Raw genomic sequence first — 20,751 nt, forward strand, 5'->3', positions numbered from 1 at the left:
GGCATAGCTGAATCTTCTCCCAGGTTTCGATGTCTCCATCAAACCCGGGGCGGAACAAGGCGTCGCCGGCCATGCTGTCGGTGTAGATCATGGGAGCGTCGAACTGATCTGCAAAGTCAAGGCGGATGAAGGACCCCGGCATGCCAGGGTGAGCCCCTGCCCCAAAGGGTACGACTTGCAGGCGGATGTGAGGTCTTGCGGCGGCCTCTAACAGGTGACGCATCTGTTCCTGCATCACGTCGGAACCTCCGACGACCCGCCGGATCGCGGCTTCATCAACCAGCGCCCAGAGTTGCATGGGGATCGGTCTCTGCAAGACGCTCTGTCGTTGCATACGAACCTCCACCCGGCGCTGGAGATCATCCTCGTCGATTGCAGGCACAACGCCTTTGATCAGTGCACGTGCATAGGCTTCGGTTTGCAGTAGGCCTGGCACGAACATGGACTCGTACGTTTGCAGGCTCTCAGCTTCGTACTCGAAGGCGATGAGGGCCTGGTACTGCTCAGGCAGGTAGGGCTCGTACACCCGGAACCAGCCCTGCTGGTTCGACTCTTTCAACCAGTTGAGCAGTGTCGCCTGGCGTTCGGCCGGCACTCCGTACAGGTTGAGCAGGGCGGTGAGGGTTCGGCGCTGTGGCCTCGTGAGGGCGCGCTCGATGCGGTAGATGGACGACTGGTCTATCTGGGTTTGCTTGACGACATCCTCGATCTTCAAGCCAGCGCCGATGCGTAACTTGCGCAACTCTCCTGCCAGCCTGCGCAGCCGGATGGTAGGTGCCATCTTGCGTACCACCACTCCCGTCGATTCCATCCTTCCACTCCCGTCTCAGTGTGCAACTTGCACTCAATCGTGCTTGCACAAGGGTTCGCGTCACCGGAACACGCGAATGCATGTCTTGCATTCTCGTGATAGGAGATGCATCCTAGTTGACACATGCTTGCGTACTTGATCCACGTCGCCGCATGCAACATGTCGATCGTCCGGTTCCCGACATGCAAGGGGGTACGCCATGCGCCACTACCCGCGAGTGCAGGCGTGGTGGGAACGGTTTTTGCCGGGGCGGAAGCCAAGGTGTGCGGCATGCGGTGTGCAGTGGATGTGCGACGAGGCGATCAAGGAACGGAACCGCAAGCGGGCAGGCAAAGTCCGCAACGATCGGACCGGCACATGGGTCGTATACACCGACGCATACCCGCAGGTTGGTCGAGCCGGCTCGCTGACCCCGGCGCAGGAGCGGCGTTCGCACGGGGGCGCATCGTGCTGATTCCCCGTACAGAGCATCAGGGCGAGCGACCCGCCTGGGACTGCGTGGTCTGCGGCAAGCCCTGGCCATGCGCTATCGCCAAGGTCGAACTTGTCGAGCAGTACCAGCGCTTTAAGAACGGTCTCGCAATCTACCTCGGCTCATGCCTGATCGACGCGATCGACGACTGGGCCGCGGGCTCGGGTGGCCCTCCGCCCGACCTGCATGAGCGATTCCTCGGCTGGTCCAACGAACCGGAGCTTGCGGCATGACACGTGAAACGCCGGCAAACAAGGGGAGCGGGCTGCTCGCCCTACTACTGGACGTCTTCGATGTGCCGGTTGTGGTGAGGGTCGGCACAACGCTGGTCAAGATCGGCTGGATCAACCTGCACGAGGGCCGTGCCGTCCTGGAACTCGATCCGGAGGACATGGAGGTCGCTGTCGAAGACCTCGTGCTGGACAGCGTCACGGCGGCAAGGTCCATTGCCGCGACAAGGGAAGCCGCGCCCGGAGGAACGTGACGTCGCTACCCACGTTCGACAGGTGCGAGCCCGTTCACGCCAAGACGCCCGGCCCGGCCGCCTTCCCTAGACAAGATCGACGGCCGAACCGGGGCTAGTGCACCACCCGCGAGGAAGGACCTCGCGGCGGCACACGTAAGGAGATCATGCCATGCCCAAGGACGACCTGTACTCGATCGAAGTCCCGGACGAGGCGTTCGCGGGGCGCTGCGGCGGCAACGGCCTGACCTTGGAGGGCTGCGTCTCGGCGGCCGAGATCCCCGGCTCGCCCGGCACCTACGCCATCCGGGACACCAAGCTCGGGGAGGACAGCCCGACCCTGCGTTTCAGTAAGCAGGAGCTGGACGACTTCATGGCGTCCATCGCCGGTGACGGCGACAACGCCTGATCAACGAGATCAGTTCAACGGATGGGCCGCCCCCTGGTGGCCCATCCACCTAGCGAGAGGCTGGTAGCCCGCATGGCCGCAGCAGTACGGCACTGGCACGGATACCTCTGGGCGGGATCGAGCGAGGCGCTGAGAGGCCGACCTAGCCAGCTCAACCTGGACCCGAGTTTCCGGCCCGACCGGCCTCCGCTGCAAATGGGCTACTACCTCAATGTCCGTCCCGAGGCCGACCGGACTTGGACTGAGGTCGAAGACGTCATGGCCTGGATGATCGCCACCTATGAGCGTCACCGTCCGGCCACTCGCGAGGACGGCAAGCAGACATGGCCGGACTTCGAGCAACGCCAAGAGACCACACGCGACGGCCTGGTGAACGGGGTCGACGGCTGCTGGCAATACAACACCAGCCCCGGATCGGAAGTCGTGATTACCGCCATCTGCTGCCCGCACTCACACCTACGGACACTCTCCTGCCCTATGCCACCCCGTAGCTAAGCGCCCCTGAGCGGAGACTGGAATGTCCCTCAGCATGTTGTTTGACGAAGCGACGGTTGCCCGGATGATGACCGACTGGCCGACTGAGCCGGCGGTCCGCGAAGTCCCGCACGACAGCGACCTACCGAAGATCATCAACGCGAGACTCCTGAACAAATACCTTGACACCGGCTGCGCGCCGGCTGAGGAGATCAATGTCCTCAAGGACGGCGCTGTCCGGCACCCTCGCGGATACACGACGGCGGGCAAGCTAGACCCGGCCAAGGTCGCGATGTGGAAGGAGCGCGGGTACAGCTTCCAGATGCGCAACCTTGACCGCTGGTATCCGCCGCTGCACGCCGTGTGCCGGGGAATCCAACGAGAGACGGGGTTCGGCTGCTACGTGACCGCATTCCTCACCCCGGGCGGCACCCAAGGGCTGGACTACCACTGGGACCAGGCGATGGCCATCATCTATCAGTCATCGGGCCGAAAGACGTGGCAGCTCTGGCGCCCCGTGGTGGAGGAGCCGCACCACACCCACCTGGCGTCCAACCGAACACCGATCGGTGACCAGATCGCGCAGTGGAAGGCCAAAGGGCCGGACGAGGAGATCGTGCTTGAGGCCGGCCAGATACTCGCCCTCCCGCGCGGATGGGTGCACAATCCGCACGCCTTCGGCGAGTCGGAGCAGAGTGTCCACCTGACGTTCACGGTACGCGAGCGCAGCGGCATCTGGATCGGCGAGAAGCTGACTCGGGCCGCGATCGAATCAGCTCCGCTGCGGAAGGTGATCGCGCCGAGTCGAGTGATCGACCAAGGAGCCCTCGCGGAAGAGGTTCAAGCGGCCCGGGACAACCTGATTGCATGGCTCAGCAAGGTCGACGCAAAGGTTCTGGCTCTCGAACTGCTCGACGTGGCCAGGACCGAGCTGGAGCCGGACTACATCTGAGGGCCGGTGGCTCTTAAGCCGCAAGGCTGAGCTGCGGCCGACTCTCTGCACGACTGACCGTGGCGGCGCTGCAACCCGCTCGCACGCCAACCTCCGCCTGAGTCGCCTTCCGGCCCAGCTCTTGCTCCAGCTCGACGCGGGCCAGCCGGACCTTCTCGGCGGTCTCAACCCGCGACGCCGACCTACGGGGTCGCTTGTCGCCCGACCTCTTCGGCCCAGTCGCCGGGGTCGGCGTCGCGTCCAGCCCCGGTCCGGCAGCTTCTTCCCCCGTGGTTGCGGCCGGACCGGGCACCACCTCCAGCTCGCCCTCCCTTTCGCCCAATGTGGCGGGCTGGGCGGCGACCTCCCCCCTGGTCGCCTGGCCCAGCCCGAGTAGCTCAACGGCGCGCTGCTCGGGCTGGGCCTTTACCTCACCCCTCTTGCCAAGCATGAGTTTGACCAAGCCCATGAAGGCCAGCGTCGGGAAGCTCGCCACGATGTAGCCGAAGGTCGTGGGGTCGGCCGTGACGATCTGGGCGAGCAGGCTGAACACGCCAGCCAGGAGGAGCAGGAAGACCGCGAGCCCGCCGAGCCTGCCCGTGTTGCGGGCGTTGAGGGCGACACCGAGGGGCATCAGTTCGGAGACGCCGGCCACGATGACGCCGGTCGACCAGTGCGTGCCGGGCGGGGTGTATCCCATGACGAACGCGTACACGTGCATGAGGCTGATCCAGCCCGCACCCATGCCGATCGTCGTGATGACCGCAGCTCGGGCGAGCCTCTCGACCCGGCTCATCGGTTACGACCCAGCTTCTCGCTACGGCAGACCGCGCAGGCGTTCGCCGAGTGATTGTGGTGCCCAGGAACGGTGCATCGCGGGGCATCCAGCGGAAGCACCGCGCCCCCGTGCCGCTGGTCCTGGGGTTCGGTTCGGGTGATCTTCGGGCGCCTGCGCGAGGGCTTCTCGGCGGGCGCGTGAGGGGCGGCGGTGCGGGTGCGGTGCGCCTTGCCGGAGACGGGTACAGGTTTCGGCTGGATCACGCCGCCGTCAATGCGTCGCTCCATGGCCAGGTCGTAAACGATCGGTCGGCGGTCGCTGGGCAGGTGGGCCACGAACCGCTGGTCGCCCTCGCGGATGAGGCCGAGTTCGAGAAGCTTGACGATGTCGTTCTGGATCTGCCGGTCGCCCTTGCGGGCGTAGCGGCCGAGGGTTGGCACGCTCGGGTAAGCGGCGGTGCCGTCCTCGCGGGCGTGGTTGGCGAAGCCGATCAGCGTGCCGACGCAGTGCGCGGGAACGTCGGGCGCCTGGGTAAGTGCCCAGTTCAGAGCCTCGATGCTCATCGCGCGCCAACCTGCGATGGAGTAAGCTCGTGCATATCGGGTCGCCCCTTCTCAATCAGCGATCCGGGCCCCGGCGTTCAGGTGGTAGCACACCTGCCGGGGCCGTTTTGTTTAGGGAGCATCGCCTCCCTCGTAGGCTCGCCGTGAGCCGCAGATGTCGGCGACCGAGCAGCGCCGGGGCTGCCCGTCTTGCAGGTTCCGGACGGTGAGGGAGTCCGATGGCGGGTGCTTCGACGACACCTTGCCCTCGGTTCCGTCCGTGAGGGTGACTCGTTGACCTTGGTGAAAGTCGCTAGTGCTGCTTCCCACATACAGAGGGTGTTCGTACTTGAGGCAGCACATCAGGCGGCCGCACGCGCCGGAGATCCGTAACGGGTTCAGGGGGAGGTCCTGGTCCTTCGCCATGCGGATGGTGACCGGCTCGAAATCGGTCAGGAAGGTGGCGCAGCAGAGGTCGCGGCCACACGAGCCGATGCCGCCCTGGACCCGGGCCGAATCGCGGGCCGAGAGCTGGCGCAGCTCCACCCGGCAGTGCAGGGTGGCGCCCAGGTCGCGGACCAGGGAGCGGAAGTCGACCCGGTGCGGGGCGGTGAAGTAGATCGTCGTGCGGGCGCCGCCGTTGCCGGGCTGATCGAGGACGTGGTCGACGGCCACGACCTTCATCGGCAGGTCGTGGGCCTTGATCAGCTTCTTGGCGGCTACCTTGGCCTCGGCTTTGCGCTTGCGGAGCTGCTCGTCGCGGCGTAGGTCACGATCGTCCGCCAGACCGGCGACCTTCGGGAAACCCGAGGTGTCCTCGTCGACCCATTGCGGCGCCCAGACGCACTCCGCCACCTCGGGACCGTCGTCGGTCGGGACCAGAACACGGTCACCGACGGCCGGGGTGAAGCCGGCTGGATCGAGGTAGTAGAGGCGGCCGTACCGGTTGAAACTGACCGCGCACAGCATGCCCATGCGATCAACCCTACGACGGTTCGCAAGCCGTACCAAATGCCGGGTTTGAACTACCCGCGAGGGTTGTCGCATAGATGCTGCGCAACCGGCCCAATCGACCATCGTTGGCCAGTCCCGTAGACGCCGCACGCCTCGAAAGGACTCTCCATGAACCCCGCCAGGTCGGTGGCCGCAAGTGTCGTCATGCTCGGGTTCCTGACCGCCCCAACGCCGGCGTTCGGTGCGCCGGTGACCTGCGCTCAGCCCGCCCGGTTCGCCGCGCAGTCATCGGCGGAGTTGCTACGGATCGATCGGCTTGAGCTGGGAATCGCCGATCGGCGCGGGAATGGGGCGGACGTGGAGGGCGACGGCCCGCGCGGCGGAGACGGTCGCCCGGGAGCGGATGGGAACGGGTCGAAGCCGAGTGCCGGTGGCGCTTCGGGCACCGGCGGCTCGGGCGGCGCGGTCGCGTCGGGTGTGAGTAGCGATCCGGTCGACGGGCCGGGGAACGACGGGCGCGGGGACTCGGCCGAAGGGCCGATCGGGTCGGAAGACATCGCCGGCGACGGCGGATCACGCTCCGGCAGCACGGGCCGAAGCGGGTCGGGTTCCGGGGGCGCGGGCGCGGTTGGCGGGAACGGCATGGGCCCTTCGCCGGCCATCGTCGATGCGCGCGGCGCTGCGAAAGACTCCAGGGGTGCAAAGAACTCCGGTGACGCGGCGGGTCAGGGCGGCATGACGAGCACCGACGGCATGCTCGGCTCCGGTGGCGCGATGAACTCCGGCAAGGCGATCGGCTCCGGCGGGGCCAAGGGCAACGGCGGGAAGGGATCCGACCGGGCGGGTGGCGTGGCCGGGAGCGAGCACCAGGCGCGGACTCGGCCTTCCGGGGAGCAGACGGGCAGCGGCCGGAATTCCGCTATCGGGGGTGTCGGACTCGGTGAGGCGCGCAGCGTGCTCATCGCCGATGGGCCGGTCAAGTCGGCGGGCGCGGCGCGGATCCTCAACGGGCAGGTCGGCCGGGGCGGCGCCGGCGACTTCGTGGTGCAGCAGGCTCCGCCGGTCAAATCCAAGGCCGACGAGCGGGGTACGAGGGCCGAGCAGTTCGGTCCGGTACAGGTCGGGGCGGGGCGGCTCCGGGCGCGGGCGGTGTGGGCGGCCGGGATGGAGTGCGGGTCCACCGAGGGTGACGTGTCCTCGTCGGCGGCCGAGATCAGCCGGGTGACGGTCACGGGTGGGGGAATCGGTGCGCTGGTCCGCGTACCGGAAATGGTCTCCAGCCGCACCGGGACCGCGCTGCGGCAGCACGCTGGGGGCGCACAGACCGTCGCGTCGGCGACTATCACCGCGGGACGGATCAGTCTGGTCGACAACGAGGTTCGTATCCGCGTGGTGCGCGCGCCGGAACTGCGGGCCAGCATGACCGCGGGCGGTGAGGGACGGGTCGACTACCGGCCCGCCGTCGTCGAGGTCACCACCCGGAACGGCAAGCAGACTCGTCTGGCTACCTCTGGTGATCACGTTGACATCACCTTGAGTGAGGAGATGCGATCGCTGGAGTCGCTTCCGGCTCGGCTGACTCCCATCGAGGGCCTGCCGCTGCCGAAGGTGCCGGGAATCCCCGGGCTCGGCAAGCCGGAGTCGGGCCCCGCGCCGATCGGTGGGTCCGGTCTGACGCTGCGCATCGCGCTCGGTGAAGTACGTCAGGCGACCTCGGGGGACGCGATCGCGGCCCGTGCCACCTCGATCCGGGTGACCCTGGTGTGTGATGAGGGCGACAGGCAGGGCGCGCCCGGTTACGGCCGGTCCGGTGTGGTCGCCGATCTGGGCATCGGCATGCTCGAGGCGGCCGCGGTGGCCCCGGAGAACGCTCCCGGTCAGGGCGTTCCGGGCGGCACCGCCGGAGGCGACGGCCCGGACGGAGTGGGACTGCCGATCACGGGCCCGCGGGTCGTCTTCCTGTTCATCGCGGGCGCGGCCCTGGTGCTCGGCGGCCTCGCCGCGGTGTTCCTCACGTCACGCCGCCGTCGCAGCGACTCCTGACCCGCACCTCGCCACCGGGAGACCCCGAAGCCCGTCGCAAGGCTTACGACACGACCCACGTGCCGCAAGCCTTGCGACACGTTCCCGGATGGCCCCGCGCGGGAACGACAGTGCAGGCCGGGGGACGGCGGCGGGGCCGGGCCGGTGGCGCGGGGGCCGGGTCAGACCAGCAAGGGGGTCTGGAGGGCGGTGGAGCCGTCGAGCAGGCCCTCGGCGCGGTCGTAGGAGTCGGCGATGGTGCGTAGCAGGACGGCTCCGAGGGTGGCGGCCGCGGTGGCTTGGGTGTCGGGGGGATGGTCGCCGCCGGTGAGGGTGATCGCCTCGGTGGAGAGGGACGCCTCGGCCAGGGTGACGGCCAGGTCGTCGCGGGTGCGGATCATCCAGTCGGTGAGGTCGTCGGCCAGGTCGGCGGTCGCCTCCATGCGGCTGCCCAGGCTGTCGGGGCCGCCGTTGAGGTGCTCGGCCGCGCGGCGGCGGGCCGCCTCATACGCTTCGGCGGCCTCGCCCGACCAGCTCCCGGCCGGGGGTAGCGCGTCGGCCAGGTCGGCATAGGCCCGGGCGTCGGCGCGCAGCTCGGGGACGGCGTCCAGGATGGATGCCGGGTGCAGGGCGGCGACGGCGCGGGCCGCGTCACCGGGCAGGAGGCGGACGCGGCGCAGCTCGGCCCAGACGTCGTGGCCCTCCGGCGCGCCGATGGTGGCGAGCACCTCGTCGACCCGGTTGAGCAGTGGGGCCGCCGCGTCGAGCAGCTGGTCGAGCCGGTCCATCACTGCTGGCCCCGCAGAAGGCGGCGCCGGACGGTCTCGTCGGTGTCGGCGTAGTGCCGGGCGCCGGAACGCACGGCGCCCGCCATCTCGGAGAGGCGGTCGGCGGCGTCGGCGGCCTCGCGCGCCCGCGCGGCCAGCACGGCCGTCCAGCCGGCGTAGAGGGCACGCCCGATCCGCCCTGGGCGGCCGGCGTCGTCGGCACCGAAGGCGACCGCCGCCGGGGCCAGGTTGGGCATCCGGCGGTCCATGGTGGTCAGAGCGGCCGCCGCATGGTCGATCTGGTCGGCGAGTCGATCCATGTCAGTGCCCCTCCAGCGTGCGGAACTGTCCGAAAACCTCGGCATGCAGCTTCTCCCGGGCCCAGCGGGCGGCCTCGGCCGCACTGGTCACGACGGCGCGCATCTCACGGGCGAACTCGGCCGGCTCGCGATGACGCAGCGGGCCGTGCACCTGAACGTCCACGATGTCGCCCGCGGCGGTCACGACCACCTCGATCGACTGGTCCGGCGAATGCACCGAGACGGTGTGAGCGGACACGGCCTTGTCGAAGTCGGCACGCAGCTCTTCAAAGTGCCGATATCGGTCGATCGCCTCGTCGATCCACGCCTCGTCGATCTCGCGGGCCATCCATGGCTCCTCACCGCGCGTCATGTCGCCGTCGCGTTCCGGGTTGAGACCGTACCCGCTCAGGCGACCGTCCCGCTACGTCGCCGCATCCTTTGTGGATAACCCCCGACGGGGGCGACTGAGCGTGACGGTACGCCTTTAGGTGACTACCATTCGTAATCGACTCGATCCGGTGGCGCTTTTCGTCGTACCGGCGAAATACCATCGTCGGGTGAGTCCGCATGATGTCTTCTCCGAGCTGGTGGGCCAGGACGAGCCGGTCGTGACGCTGCGCCGGGCCGCCGCCGCGGCCGCCCGGATCGTGGCGGGCGAGCCGGATTCCGGCGGCATGACGCACGCCTGGATCTTCACCGGCCCACCCGGCGCTCGCCGCACGGTCGCGGCGCGGGTGTTCGCGGCCGCGCTCCAGTGCGAGCGGGACGGCACAGGCTGCGGTGAGTGCCACGGGTGTCACACGACGCTCGCCGGCACCCACGCGGACGTGCAGATCGTGACGACCGAGGGTCTGACCATCAAGACCGAGGAGACCAGGGCCGTGGTGCTCCGGGCGGCGAGCGCGCCGACCGGCGGCCGCTGGCAGGTCGTGATCATCGAGGCGGCCGACCGGCTCCACGAGCGGGCCAGCAACGCGCTGCTCAAGGCGATCGAGGAGCCGTCTCCGCGGACCGTCTTCCTGCTGTGCACGCCGTCGGTGCACCCGGACGACATCCTGGTGACGATCCGGTCCCGGTGCCGCCTGGTGTCGCTGCGCCAGCCACCGGCGGCCGCGGTCGCCGACGTCCTCGTGCGGCGCCACGACATCGCGCCGGACCAGGCGGCATGGGCCGCGGCGGCGTCACAGGGCGACGTGGAGCGGGCCCGGCAGCTGGCCGCCGATCCGGAGGCCCGGGGGCGGCGTGACGACGTGCTCTCCGTTCCCCGCAAGCTGACCAGCATCGGCGCCTGTTTCGACGCGGCGTCGCGGCTGGAGGCGGCCTCGAAGCAGGAGGCGGCGATCTCGGTGGCCGAGCTCGACGTGGCCGAGCGTGCGGCATTGGAGCGGGCGCTCGGCGCGGGCGGCACCGGCCGGGGGGCCACGACGGCGATGCGCGGCGCCGCCGGCCAGCTGAAGGAGCTGGAGCGCAACCAGAAGCTGCGGGCCACCCGGGCCCAACGGGACGCTCTGGACCGGGCGCTCCAGGATCTGATCGGCTTCTACCGGGACGTGCTGGTCACCTCGATGCGCGCACCCGTTCCGGTGGTGCACGGTGACCTGGCGGCGGTGTCGGCGGCGGCGGCCGGGAAGTGGACGCCGGAGAGCACGCTGCGCCGCCTGGAGGCGGTGCTGACCTGCCGGGACGCGATCGATCGCAACGTGAAGCCACAGGTCGCCCTGGAGGCGATGATGGTCAGCCTCTGGCAGGGCTGAGCGCCCGCCGAAGGCAGGGCCGAACGCTCGCCGAAGGCAGGGGTTGAATGCCCGCCGGAAGCGATGGCCGAGGGAAGGCAGGGCTGAGAGGGCCTTGGAACGGCCGTGTGGCCCGCGCCGGCAAGACCCCGGCACGGGCCACACGGTTCCCGGGGCCCGGATTCAGTGCAATGCGCTGGCTCCCCAAGCCGGACTCCCGAAACTTCCGAATCCTGACCGAAACGTTAGGCCGATTTGCTCCAGACGTCAACCTTGACGCATAGACATTGGTCGCTTTAGTTTACGAGCGTCCGACCGCCCGGTTTCCGAAAGTTTCGGAGTGCTCATGTCGACTCGACGCGAGATGCTGGCGCTGGCATCCGGCGCCGCGCTCACCGCCGCCGCTCTTCCCGGCCCGGCCGCCGCGGCCGGCCGCGCCGACGGGTGGGTCGCCACCTGGGCGGCCGCGCCGACCACGGTGCCACCCGGCGACCCGCTGATCCTGAACGGCCAGACCGTCCGGCAGGTGGTGCGCACCAGCGTGGGCGGTGAGCGGCTGCGGATCCGGCTGACCAACGAGTTCGGCGCCACCCCGCTGCGGATCGGCGAGGTGCGGGTCGCGATCCGGGCCGGTGACGGCGCGAGCACCGACGCGGTTCCGGGCACCGACCGGCGGGTGACCTTCGGCGGGCGGGAGGCGGTCACCGTGCCGGCCGGGGCCCCGCTGGTCAGCGACCCGGTGCGCCTGGGCCTGCCGCCCGGCGCCGACCTGGTGATCAGCGTCTTCCTGCCGGAGCGCACGCCGGTGACCACGCTGGCCGCCTTCGCCTTCCAGGACAACGCGATCGCCGCCGGCAACGTGACCGGGGCGGCACGGATCACCCCCACCAGCACGATCGGCCAGTACCTGTTCCTGTCCGGAGTCAGCGTGTGGGGCGGTGACGGCACCGGAGTCACCGTGCAAGGCGGTGACGACGCCGGGGTCGGCGGGCGGGGCGGGGACGGGGCGGTCGTCACGCTCGGCGACTCGATCACCAACGGGGCGAACACCGTGACCAGCGCCAACCACCGCTGGCCGGACCTGCTGGCGGCGCGTTTCCGGTCGGCCCGGATCCGGCTCGGGGTGGCGAACGTGGGCATCTCCGGGAACCGGCTGCTGCACGACCCGAACCCTCCGGCGGGCAGCGGAGCCGAGGCGTTCGCGGCATTTTTCGGGCACAGCGGGCTGCGCCGGTTCGACCGGGATGTGGTGGCGCAGCCGGGGGTCACGCATCTCGTGGTGCTGCTAGGGGTGAACGATCTCGGTCATCCGGGCACGGTGGCGCCGCCCGGGGAGGTGGTCACGGCGGACGATCTGATCTGGGGGCACCGCCAGCTCGTCGCACGGGCGCGGCTGGCCGGGCTGCGGGTGTACGGCGCAACGATCCTGCCGTTCAAGGACGACACGCTCGGCTTCTACACCGTCGAGAACGAGCGTAAGCGGGCCGCGCTGAACGCCTGGATCCGGACCTCCGGCGAGTACGACGCGGTGATCGACTTCGACGCGGCGGTCCGTGATCCGGCCGATCCGCTGCGGCTTGCCGCCCGTTACGACAGCGGCGACCACCTGCACCCGAACGACGCCGGCATGGCGGCGATGGCGGCCGCCGTGCCTATCCGGCTGTTCCGGCCGGGACCGGGCTGAGCAGCGACGACAGCCGGGCCTCGACCGCCGCGGCGATCTCCTCGACCGGCCGGGCGGCGTCCAGCACCAGGTAGCGCTTGGGGTCGGCGGCCGCCAGGTCGAGGAACGCGTAGCGGACCCGCTCGTGGAACGCCCGGGACTCGCTCTCCAGCCGGTCGGCGGCCTCGCCGCGGGAGTCGACCCGGGTCAGGCCGACGCCGGGGTCGACGTCCAGCAGGACCACCAGGTCGGGCTTGAGGCCGCCGGTGGCCCACGCCGACAGCCAGGAGATCTCCTGGACCGGGAGGGTACGGCCGGCGCCCTGGTAGGCCAGTGACGAGTCCACGTACCGGTCGCTGATCACGACGGCCCCGCGGCTGAGTGCCGGCCGGACCACCGTGGCGACGTGGTGCGCCCGGTCGGCGGCGTAGAGCAGGGCTTCGGCCCGGGCGGACGGCGTCTCGGCCCGGTCCAGGACGAGCCCGCGGATCCGGGCGCCGATGTCGGTGGCGCCGGGCTCGCGGGTGACCACCACGTCGCGCCCGTCCGCCTTGAGCGCCTCGGCGAGACGGGTGACCTGGGTGGACTTGCCGGCGCCCTCACCGCCCTCGAAGACCACGAAGACGCCGGAGCGGGGGAACGACTCGGGCGGCGACAGCGGCCGCCCGCGCAGTGACCCGATCAGGTCGGGCAGCACCGGGACACCGGGTTTGTCGTCCATCTGGCGGAACGCGCCGATGCCCACCCAGATGCCGATCGCGCCGGCCACCACGAGCAGGACCCGGGTGGCCGAGATGTCGATGTGGAAGAGGCCCATGTCGACCCGGCGGGAGCTGCCGAGGCCGACCAGGATGCCGGAGAGCGTGATGGCCAGCAGCAGGACGGTTCGGACGCCGATCTGCACCACGGCGAAGGTGCGGCCGCGCAGTTCGTCGGCGATCTCCCCGTACAGAAGGGTGGTGCCGGACAGGAACGCCATGCCGGCGCCGGCACCGACCATGATGGCGCCGAAGAGCGCCATGGAGAGGTGGATGGAGAACCCGAGGAACATCACCGAGCCACTGGCCAGCACGATGCTCATGCCGAACCAGCGTTTGCGGGACAGCTCCTTGACGATCATCGGGCCCAGGCCGATGCCGATCGCGAGGCCCATGAAGATGGTGCCGAAGAGCAGGTAGAAGGCGGCCTGTCCGGCGCCGAGCGACTTGGCGAACTTCTCCGCCGCGCCGATCACCACACCGCCGGCCCCGAACGCGCCGAAGATGCCGAGGACCAGGCCGCGCACCAGCGGGGTGTTGCCGATGAACTTCCACCCGTCCAGGAACTGGCGGGTCATGCTCTGCTCGGCGGCCTTCTCCCGGGCGGCGCTCTTGCCGCCGATCTCCTTGATGCCGAAGAAGACCACGAGCGCGGTGGCGAGCCGGGCGAACGCGTTGATGTAGAGCGCCAACTGGATGGGCTGGGCCCAGTCGGGCAGGGAGGCGCCGGACTGCTGGAGGCCGGCGGTGAGCGCGGCGAGCGACAGCGCGGCCAGGATCGGCGTGATCCCGTACGTCGTGATCAGGGTCAGCTGGTTGGAGACCTCGATCTGCGATTTCGGGATGAGGTTGGGGACCGCGGCCTCCTTGGCCGGGATCCAGATCAGGGTGATCGTCTCGCCGATGAAGGTGGCGATGGTGGCCCAGGCGACGGTCTGCGCCGGGGTCCCGCCGAGCAGCGGGACGAGCGGGATCGAGAAGTAGATGACGAACCGCAGCAGATCGACGATCACCATCGTGTAGCGGCGGTCGAACCGGTCGGCGAAGACGCCGGCGATCGGGCCGAGCAGGAGAGCGGGGATCAGGCGTACGGCGATGGTGCCGCCGAACGCGGCGCCCTGGGCTGCCGGGTTCTCGAACTGGGCGGAGGCGAACAGCGCGGTGGCGAGCAGGCCGACCCAGTCACCGAAGGAGGCGGCGGCGAGCACCAGCCAGAGCCGCCGGAAGCCGCGCCGCCGCAGAACCGAGCGCAGCGCCGCTATGCCCGAAATGTCGACGGGCCCCGGCTCCTGTTGCGTTTCCGTGTTGATGGCCCCTACCTCCCGTGGTCACTGCTCGGAGCACTGTAACCGTCCGCTCCATGGGTCGCGGGGCAACCACGATCGGGTGGAGCAGAGATGAATGTCTTTCGTGTTACCCGTCTCACGGGATACCGTGCTGGCGTGTTCACCGACCGCACCGCCCTCCACCAGCGACTCGACAGTGCCACGGGCCACCTGGAGACCCCGGTCGCGGTGGTGGACCTGGCCGCCTTCGACGACAACGCCGAGCGCCTGAGCGGGCGGGCCGGCGGCAAGCCGATCCGGGTGGCCAGCAAGTCGGTGCGCTGCCGGACCCTGCTGGAGCGGGTGCTGGCCCGGCCCGGCTGGCACGGGGTGATGGCCTACACCCTGCCCGAGGCGATCTGGCTGGTACGCACGGGCGTGACCGGCGACGTTCTGGTGGCCTATCCCACAGCGGACCGCACGGCGCTGGGCGAGCTGGCCGCCGACCCGGAGCTGGCCGCCGCGATCACGATCATGGTCGATCACCCGTCCCAGCTCGACCTGATCGATGCCGTCGCCGCTCCGGGTGGGCGCTCACCCGTACGCCTATGTATTGATCTTGATGCTTCCTGGCGTCCCGCCGGGCCGTTGCACATCGGGGTGCGCAGGTCGCCGGTGCATTCGGCCGCGCAAGCGGGTGGTCTGGCCCGGAGCATCGCCGGGCGCGAGGGATTCCGCCTGGTCGGGCTGATGTGTTACGAGGCGCACATCGCCGGCGTCGGCGACAACCCGCCCGGTCAGGCGCTGCGGGCGCGGGCCATCCGGATGATGCAGAGCCGCGCGCTCCCGGAGTTGCGGGAGCGACGCGCCGCGGCGGTGCGGGCGGTCCGCGAGCACGCCGATCTCGAGTTCGTGAACGGCGGCGGCACCGGCAGTGTGGCCGCGACCAGCGCCGATCCCGCGGTCACCGAGGTCACCGCGGGTTCGGGCCTCTACGGCCCCACACTCTTCGACACCTACCGGAACTGGCAGCCCAGTCCGGCGGCGTTCTTCGCCCTCTCCGTGGTCCGCCGGCCGGCTCCCCGGATCGCCACCGTGCTGGGCGGTGGCTGGATCGCCTCGGGCGCGCCCGAGCCGTCCCGCCTGCCGGTCCCGTGGCTGCCCGAGGGGCTGCGGTTCAAGGCCGACGAGGGCGCCGGTGAGGTGCAGACGCCGTTGCTGGGCGCGGCCGCCGAGCGGCTGAGCCCCGGCGACCGGGTGTGGTTCCGCCACGCCAAGGCCGGCGAGCTGTGCGAACACGTCAACGAGCTACAGCTGATCGACGGCGAGACAGCGACGCCGGCCCCCACCTACCGAGGAGAAGGCCATGCCTTCCTGGGCTGAAAAAGGCTCAGGCCGAAACGTGGCGGTGCAGGTATTCCCTTATCAACGCTTTGGCCTCGGTCAGCACCTCTTCGTCCCCGGACACGTCCCGGCGGAAGGCCAGCTTGATCAGCGCGTCCGCCGCCTCGACCGAGATCTGCAGGGCGAACCGCAGACGGGTCCGGTCGGCCAGGTTGAACTGCTCGATCAGCAGCTCGGCCAGGCGCTCGGCGATGACCGCGTTGTTGTCCCGGTCCGAGTCCAGCAGGTGCAGGTCGACCACGTCACCGAAGTGCAGCGTCCGGAAACCCGGCACGCTGCGGTGCATGTGGATGTAGGCGTCGATGGCTCCGTCGACCGCGTCCCACCAATGGGTGAAGGTCTCGCTGGCGAACCGGTCCGACAGACTCTGCAAATACGCGTCCATGTTGCGCAGCGCGAGGGCCTGGACGATGGCCCGTTTGTCCGGGAAGAACTGGTAGACCGAACCGATGGCGACTTCGGCGCGCTCGGCGAGCAGCGTCGTGGTCAAGCCCTCATAGCCCACCTCGTCCACCAGCTCGGCGCAGGCGTCGAGCATGCGCTGGACCCGGGCCACGCTTCTGCCCTGCACCGGAACCCGCCGCAGCGGGCCGGTGCTGACGGTTGGTGTCGACACGCGTCGCCACTCCCTCTCCGCAGTGAGATCCATCCACGACCATCTTTCAACGTCATGAATAAATCTCATCGTTAAATCGAACGTTACTCGGATCAACGAGCGAGCCGCATCGACGGGACGCCGTGTGCCGGTGTCCGCTCGGACGGAGGACAAAGCCCGGAATGACTAGCGTCAACTCCCGCCGCTGGAGCAACTGGGGGCGCAACCAGGAATCGATCGCTGAGGTGCTGCTCCCCGGCGGCGTCGATGAGGTCGCCAGTCAAGTGAAGCAGGCCGTGGAAAGCGGGCGCCGGATCAAGGTGGTCGGGAGCGGTCACTCGTTCACGCCCATCGCCGTCGCCGAGGACCAGCGGATGTTCGTGCACCGGCTCGACGGGCTGGTGGCGGTCGACGGGCCACTGGTGACCGTACAGGCCGGAATGCCGCTGTCCACACTCAACGAGGTGCTGGCCGAACACGGGCTGGCCATGCCGAACCTGGGCGACATCGACGCCCAGACGGTCGCCGGGGCCATCTCCACGGGCACGCACGGCACCGGGATCGCCTACTCCACCCTGGCGTCCTGCGTCGAAGCCGTGACCATGGTGACCGGCGACGGGACGGTGCAACGGTTCGCGGCCGGCGATCCCGAGTTTCCGGCTGTGCGGCTCGGGCTCGGCGCGCTCGGTGTGCTGGTCGACGTCACGCTGCGGTGCGTTCCGGCGTTCACGCTGCTCGCCGACGAGCGGCCGATGGCACTCGCCGACATCCTGGCCGGGATGGACGAGTGGATCGCGAGCGACGACCACGTCGAGTTCTTCTGGTACCCGTACACCGACCGGGCCCAGCTCAAACGCAACCGCCGGGTGGAGGCCGACGACCGGCCGCTGTCGCGGTTCCGGGGCTGGTTCGACGACGACTTCCTGTCCAACACCGTCTTGCAGGGCGTCTGCACCGTGGGCCGGCGATTCCCGGCCACGGTGCCGGCGATCAGCGCGGTCTCCGCCCGCGCGCTCAGCCCGCGGACCTACACCGGCCGGTCCGACCGCGTCTTCTGCTCACCCCGGCGGGTCAAATTCACCGAGATGGAGTACGAGGTCCCGCGCGCCGCCCTGCCCGAGGTGATCGCCGCGCTCCCGAAACTGCTGGACGCGCTGCCGTTCCGGGTGCAGTTCCCGGTCGAGGTGCGGTTCACCGGGCCGGACGACGTGTGGCTGTCGCACGGGTACGGCCGGGAGTCCGCCTACATCGCGGTGCACCAGTTCATCGGCAGCCCGTACGAGCCGTACTTCCGGGCCTTCGAGGAACTGTGCACGCCGCTGGGCGGCCGGCCGCACTGGGGCAAGCTGCACTACCGGGACGCGGAGTCACTGCGTCCCGCGTACCCCCGCTTCGACGACTTCCTGGCCGTCCGCGACCGGCTGGACCCCCACCGGGTCTTCACCAACGACTACCTGGTGAGGGTCCTGGGCAGCTGAACTACTCGGCGGTGGTGGCCGCCTTGCGCGGGGCGGCCTTCTTCGCGGGGGCCGCCTTCTTCGCCGCGGTCGTGGTCTTCTTCGCCGCGGTGGCGCGTTTCGCCGGCGCCTTCTTGGCCGGCGTCTCGCCACTCGCGGCCGCCGCCTTCTTGGCCGGGGCCTTCTTGGCGGCGGCCTTCTTCTTCGGCGCCGGGCCCTTGGCGCGCTTCTCGGCGAGCATCTCGGACGCCTGCTCCGGGGTGAGCTCCTCCGGGGTCTGACCGCGGCGCAGGGTGGCGTTGGTCTCGCCGTCGGTCACGTACGGCCCGAACCGGCCGTCCTTGACCACCATCGGCTTCTGCGTCACCGGGTCCGGGCCCAGCTCGGCCAGCGGCGGCTTCGGCGCACCCCGCTGCCCACGGGTCTTCGGCGCGGCCAGCAGGGCGAGCGCCTCGTCCAGGGTGACGGTGAAGAGCCGGTCCTCGTTCTCCAGCGAGCGGGAGTCCTTCAGGCGCGAGATGTACGGCCCGTACCGGCCGTTGCGCGCGACGATCTCGTTGCCCTCGGCGTCCTTGCCGACCACCCGGGGCAGGGTGAGCAGCTGGAGCGCCTGCTCCAGGGTGAGCGTCTGCGGCGAGTGCGAGGCGAACAGGGACGAGCTGCGCTCGCCGCTCTGCACATACGCCCCGTAGCGCCCGGACTTGACCACCACCGGCTCGCCGGTCACCGGGTCGTCGCCCAGCTCGCGGTCGCCGTTGCCGGCCAGGAACAGCTCGGCCACCTTCTCCGGGGTCAGCTCGTCGGGAGCGATGCCATCCGGGAGCGAGGCCTTGTCCTCGGGCGTGTCCTCGTCGCCGCCCACCAGCCGGCGTTGCAGGTAGGGGCCGAACTTGCCGACCCGGACGACGACCCGCCGGTTCTCCTCGTCGACGAAGAGCGGGATCGAGTTGACCTCGCGGGCGTCGATCGCGCTGAGGTTCTCGGTGACCATCTTCTTCAGGCCGCCGGCCTTGGCGATCTCCTCGTCCGCCCCGGACTCCGAGCTGCCGAAGTAGAAGGAGGTGAGGAAGGCGAGCTGGGTTCCGTCGCCGGCCGCGATGTCGTCGAGCTGGCCCTCCATGGCGGCCGTGAAGTTGTAGTCCACCAGCCGCGGGTAGTGCCCCTCGAGCAGGCCGATCACCGCGAACGCCAGGAACGACGGGATCATCGCCTGGCCGCGCTTCTCCACGTAGCCGCGGTCCTGGATGGTCTGCATGATCGACGAGTACGTCGACGGGCGGCCGATGCCCAGCTCCTCCAGCGCCTTGACCAGCGACGCCTCGGTGTAGCGGGCGGGCGGCGCGGTGTTGTGGCCGGTCGCGGTCAGCTGGTCGGCGGTGAGCGGCTGGTCCTTCACCAGGTTCGGCAGGCGCCGCTCGGCGTCCTCGGCCTCGGCGTTCTCGTCGTCCGACGACTCCACGTACGCCCGGAGGAAACCGGGGTCGGTGATCGTCTTGCCGGATGCCGCGAAGTCGGCCTCCTCGTTCGACGACGAGACGGCGCGGATCCGGATGCTCACCGAGTTGCCGACGGCGTCGGTCATCTGCGAGGCGATGGTCCGGCGCCAGATCAGCTCGTAGAGCTTGAACTCGGCGCTGGTCAGCTCCTTGGCGACCTCGCCCGGGGTGCGGAAGTTGTCGCCGGCCGGGCGGATCGCCTCGTGCGCCTCCTGCGCGCCCTTGGCCTTGGTGGTGTACTTCCGCGGCTGCGGCGGCACGTTGTTCGCCCCGTACAGCTCGGCGATCTGCCGGCGGGCGGCGGCCACGGCGGTCTCGGAAAGGTTCACCGAGTCCGTACGCATATAGGTGATATAGCCCTTTTCGTACAGGCTCTGCGCCGTACGCATCGTCTCCTTCGAGGAGGAGCGCAGCTTGCGGGCCGCCTCCTGCTGGAGCGTCGACGTGATGAACGGCGCGTACGGCCGCCGGCGGTACGGCTTCTCCTCGACCCGGGTGACGGTGAACGGGCGGCCCTCCAGACGGGCGGCCAGCCCGCGGGCGCCGTCGCCGTCCAGCTGCACCGCGGTGGAGCCGGCCTTGAGCTGCCCGGTGGTGGGCTCGAAGTCCTTGCCGGTGGCGATGCGGTCGCCGTCCAGCGCGATCAGGGTGGCCTGGAACGTGCGCGGGCCCTCGACCTGCCCCTGCACGGCGAGGCTCGCCAGAATGTCCCAGTACTCCGCGGTCCGGAAGGCCATCCGCTGCCGCTCACGCTCGACGACGATGCGGGTGGCGACGGACTGCACACGGCCCGCCGAGAGGCCGCGCATGACCTTCTTCCACAGGACCGGACTGACCTCGTAGCCGTACAGCCGGTCCAGGATGCGGCGGGCCTCCTGCGCATCCACCAGGGAACGGTCGATGTCCCGCGGGTTCGCCACGGCGGCCTGGATGGCCGGCTTGGTGATCTCGTGGAAGACCATCCGCTTGATCGGCACCTTGGGCTGGATCGTCTCGACCAGGTGCCAGGCGATGGCCTCGCCCTCGCGGTCCTCATCGGTGGCGAGGAAGATCTCGTCCACCTCCCGGGCCAGGCGCTTGAGCTTCGCCACCTGCTGCTTGCGGCTCTCGGAGATCACATAGAGCGCCTGAAAGCCGTTGTCGACGTCGACGCCGAGCCGCGCCCAAGGCTGCCCCTTGAACGCCTCGGGCACCTCGTCGGCGTTCTTCGGCAGGTCGCGGATATGGCCGACGGAGGCCTCGACCAGATAGTCGGGGCCCAGGTAACCGGCGATCGTCTTGGCCTTCGACGGGGACTCGACGATGACCAGACGGGTCGTCCTGGTGTCACTCGGCACGGCACTCCTTATTGACCTTCAGCGCTCCCTGCTCCGTCCGGCGGAGCACAGACGTTCAACGTAACGCGCCGGACAAGACTGCATTCCCAGGGAACCCCGCAGTCGGATGGTAACGGTC

The 20,751-nt window shown here is 69.7% G+C and carries 19 protein-coding genes; 9 read left to right on the plus strand and 10 right to left on the minus strand.

All coding sequences use genetic code 11. The annotated features are described in order from the left end of the window. The coding region (locus IEZ13_RS40950; protein WP_229795677.1) for a helix-turn-helix domain-containing protein at positions 1-811 on the minus strand (811 nt) is incomplete at its 3' end. Between the two features lie 447 nt (positions 812-1,258). Between IEZ13_RS40950 and IEZ13_RS40955 the strand changes: the two genes are divergently transcribed. The 4 genes from IEZ13_RS40955 (at position 1,259) to IEZ13_RS40970 (ending at position 3,581) form a co-directional block, all read left to right on the plus strand. Next, positions 1,259-1,516, plus strand: coding sequence for a hypothetical protein (locus IEZ13_RS40955; protein ID WP_183225857.1), 258 nt, complete (start codon positions 1,259-1,261; stop codon positions 1,514-1,516). Beyond that, positions 1,513-1,767 (plus strand): hypothetical protein, encoded by a 255-nt coding sequence (locus IEZ13_RS40960; RefSeq protein ID WP_183225858.1) that lies wholly within the window; start codon positions 1,513-1,515, stop codon positions 1,765-1,767. The genes IEZ13_RS40955 and IEZ13_RS40960 overlap by 4 nt, the downstream gene beginning before the upstream one ends. Positions 1,768-1,918: 151 nt before the next feature. Next, positions 1,919-2,155 (plus strand): DUF397 domain-containing protein, encoded by a 237-nt coding sequence (locus tag IEZ13_RS40965; RefSeq protein ID WP_183225859.1) that lies wholly within the window; start codon positions 1,919-1,921, stop codon positions 2,153-2,155. A 517-nt stretch (positions 2,156-2,672) separates the two neighbouring features. Further along, a complete protein-coding gene (locus IEZ13_RS40970) occupies positions 2,673-3,581 on the plus strand; it encodes a JmjC domain-containing protein (RefSeq protein ID WP_183225860.1) in 909 nt (302 codons plus the stop codon). Between the two features lie 13 nt (positions 3,582-3,594). On the opposite strand, the gene IEZ13_RS40975 is transcribed toward IEZ13_RS40970, so the two are convergent. The 3 genes from IEZ13_RS40975 to IEZ13_RS40985 form a co-directional block, all read right to left on the minus strand. Continuing rightward, positions 3,595-4,356 carry a sigma-70 family RNA polymerase sigma factor gene (locus tag IEZ13_RS40975; RefSeq protein WP_183225861.1) on the minus strand — a complete coding sequence of 254 codons (762 nt, stop codon included), beginning with the start codon at positions 4,354-4,356 and terminating at the stop codon, positions 3,595-3,597. Beyond that, on the minus strand, positions 4,353-4,901 hold the full coding sequence (locus IEZ13_RS40980; RefSeq protein WP_183225862.1) for a hypothetical protein: 549 nt from the start codon (positions 4,899-4,901) through the stop codon (positions 4,353-4,355). Before IEZ13_RS40980 ends, IEZ13_RS40975 begins: the two co-directional genes overlap by 4 nt. A gap of 111 nt (positions 4,902-5,012) precedes the next feature. Further along, the gene (locus tag IEZ13_RS40985) at positions 5,013-5,855 is read right to left on the minus strand and encodes a PSP1 domain-containing protein (RefSeq protein WP_183225863.1); all 843 of its coding nucleotides are present in this window, start codon (positions 5,853-5,855) and stop codon (positions 5,013-5,015) included. A gap of 714 nt (positions 5,856-6,569) precedes the next feature. On the opposite strand from IEZ13_RS40985, the gene IEZ13_RS40990 reads away from it, so the two are divergent. Then, a complete protein-coding gene (locus IEZ13_RS40990) occupies positions 6,570-7,877 on the plus strand; it encodes a hypothetical protein (RefSeq protein ID WP_183225864.1) in 1,308 nt (435 codons plus the stop codon). Positions 7,878-8,038: 161 nt separating this feature from the next. Here the strand turns inward: IEZ13_RS40990 and IEZ13_RS40995 are convergent, their stop codons facing one another. From IEZ13_RS40995 to IEZ13_RS41005, 3 genes are read right to left on the minus strand one after another with little or no spacing between them, the layout of a single operon-like run. Beyond that, the gene (locus IEZ13_RS40995; RefSeq protein WP_183225865.1) at positions 8,039-8,644 is read right to left on the minus strand and encodes a hypothetical protein; all 606 of its coding nucleotides are present in this window, start codon (positions 8,642-8,644) and stop codon (positions 8,039-8,041) included. Beyond that, a complete protein-coding gene (locus IEZ13_RS41000; protein WP_183225866.1) occupies positions 8,644-8,943 on the minus strand; it encodes a hypothetical protein in 300 nt (99 codons plus the stop codon). Before IEZ13_RS41000 ends, IEZ13_RS40995 begins: the two co-directional genes overlap by 1 nt. 1 nt (position 8,944) lies before the next feature. Further along, positions 8,945-9,271 (minus strand): YbaB/EbfC family DNA-binding protein, encoded by a 327-nt coding sequence (locus IEZ13_RS41005; protein WP_183225867.1) that lies wholly within the window; start codon positions 9,269-9,271, stop codon positions 8,945-8,947. Between the two features lie 211 nt (positions 9,272-9,482). Between IEZ13_RS41005 and IEZ13_RS41010 the strand changes: the two genes are divergently transcribed. Continuing rightward, positions 9,483-10,679 (plus strand): DNA polymerase III subunit delta', encoded by a 1,197-nt coding sequence (locus IEZ13_RS41010; RefSeq protein WP_183225868.1) that lies wholly within the window; start codon positions 9,483-9,485, stop codon positions 10,677-10,679. Between the two features lie 325 nt (positions 10,680-11,004). Continuing rightward, on the plus strand, positions 11,005-12,342 hold the full coding sequence (locus tag IEZ13_RS41015; protein WP_183225869.1) for an SGNH/GDSL hydrolase family protein: 1,338 nt from the start codon (positions 11,005-11,007) through the stop codon (positions 12,340-12,342). Here the strand turns inward: IEZ13_RS41015 and tmk are convergent. Further along, the gene (gene tmk, locus IEZ13_RS41020; RefSeq protein ID WP_229795691.1) at positions 12,311-14,350 is read right to left on the minus strand and encodes a dTMP kinase; all 2,040 of its coding nucleotides are present in this window, start codon (positions 14,348-14,350) and stop codon (positions 12,311-12,313) included. The genes IEZ13_RS41015 and tmk overlap by 32 nt on opposite strands. A gap of 126 nt (positions 14,351-14,476) precedes the next feature. Between tmk and IEZ13_RS41025 the strand changes: the two genes are divergently transcribed. Beyond that, positions 14,477-15,727, plus strand: coding sequence for an amino acid deaminase/aldolase (locus IEZ13_RS41025; RefSeq protein ID WP_183225870.1), 1,251 nt, complete (start codon positions 14,477-14,479; stop codon positions 15,725-15,727). Between the two features lie 7 nt (positions 15,728-15,734). Here the strand turns inward: IEZ13_RS41025 and IEZ13_RS41030 are convergent, their stop codons facing one another. Then, on the minus strand, positions 15,735-16,364 hold the full coding sequence (locus tag IEZ13_RS41030) for a TetR/AcrR family transcriptional regulator (protein ID WP_183225871.1): 630 nt from the start codon (positions 16,362-16,364) through the stop codon (positions 15,735-15,737). Between the two features lie 161 nt (positions 16,365-16,525). Here IEZ13_RS41030 and IEZ13_RS41035 point away from each other — a divergent pair, with 161 nt between their 5' ends. Continuing rightward, complete coding sequence (locus tag IEZ13_RS41035) at positions 16,526-17,821, plus strand: D-arabinono-1,4-lactone oxidase (protein WP_183225872.1); 1,296 nt, start codon at positions 16,526-16,528, stop codon at positions 17,819-17,821. A 1-nt stretch (position 17,822) separates the two neighbouring features. On the opposite strand, the gene topA is transcribed toward IEZ13_RS41035, so the two are convergent. Then, the gene (topA, locus tag IEZ13_RS41040) at positions 17,823-20,633 is read right to left on the minus strand and encodes a type I DNA topoisomerase (RefSeq protein WP_183225873.1); all 2,811 of its coding nucleotides are present in this window, start codon (positions 20,631-20,633) and stop codon (positions 17,823-17,825) included. Between the last annotated feature and the right edge of the window lie 118 nt (positions 20,634-20,751).

The sequence above is a fragment of the Actinoplanes campanulatus genome, from assembly GCF_014647795.1.
Taxonomy (GTDB): domain Bacteria; phylum Actinomycetota; class Actinomycetes; order Mycobacteriales; family Micromonosporaceae; genus Actinoplanes; species Actinoplanes campanulatus.

Bases quoted from the DNA above. Each gene is read 5' to 3' on its own strand.
- IEZ13_RS40960 (WP_183225858.1), top strand. From the start codon at position 1,513: ATGACACGTGAAACGCCGGCAAACAAGGGGAGCGGGCTGCTCGCCCTA.
- IEZ13_RS40965 (WP_183225859.1), top strand. From the start codon at position 1,919: ATGCCCAAGGACGACCTGTACTCGATCGAAGTCCCGGACGAGGCGTTC.
- IEZ13_RS40970 (WP_183225860.1), top strand. From the start codon at position 2,673: ATGTCCCTCAGCATGTTGTTTGACGAAGCGACGGTTGCCCGGATGATG.
- IEZ13_RS40975 (WP_183225861.1), bottom strand. From the start codon at position 4,356: ATGAGCCGGGTCGAGAGGCTCGCCCGAGCTGCGGTCATCACGACGATC.
- IEZ13_RS40980 (WP_183225862.1), bottom strand. From the start codon at position 4,901: ATGAGCATCGAGGCTCTGAACTGGGCACTTACCCAGGCGCCCGACGTT.
- IEZ13_RS40985 (WP_183225863.1), bottom strand. From the start codon at position 5,855: ATGGGCATGCTGTGCGCGGTCAGTTTCAACCGGTACGGCCGCCTCTAC.
- IEZ13_RS40990 (WP_183225864.1), top strand. From the start codon at position 6,570: ATGACGAGCACCGACGGCATGCTCGGCTCCGGTGGCGCGATGAACTCC.
- IEZ13_RS40995 (WP_183225865.1), bottom strand. From the start codon at position 8,644: ATGGACCGGCTCGACCAGCTGCTCGACGCGGCGGCCCCACTGCTCAAC.
- IEZ13_RS41000 (WP_183225866.1), bottom strand. From the start codon at position 8,943: ATGGATCGACTCGCCGACCAGATCGACCATGCGGCGGCCGCTCTGACC.
- IEZ13_RS41005 (WP_183225867.1), bottom strand. From the start codon at position 9,271: ATGGCCCGCGAGATCGACGAGGCGTGGATCGACGAGGCGATCGACCGA.
- IEZ13_RS41015 (WP_183225869.1), top strand. From the start codon at position 11,005: ATGTCGACTCGACGCGAGATGCTGGCGCTGGCATCCGGCGCCGCGCTC.
- IEZ13_RS41025 (WP_183225870.1), top strand. From the start codon at position 14,477: ATGAATGTCTTTCGTGTTACCCGTCTCACGGGATACCGTGCTGGCGTG.
- IEZ13_RS41035 (WP_183225872.1), top strand. From the start codon at position 16,526: ATGACTAGCGTCAACTCCCGCCGCTGGAGCAACTGGGGGCGCAACCAG.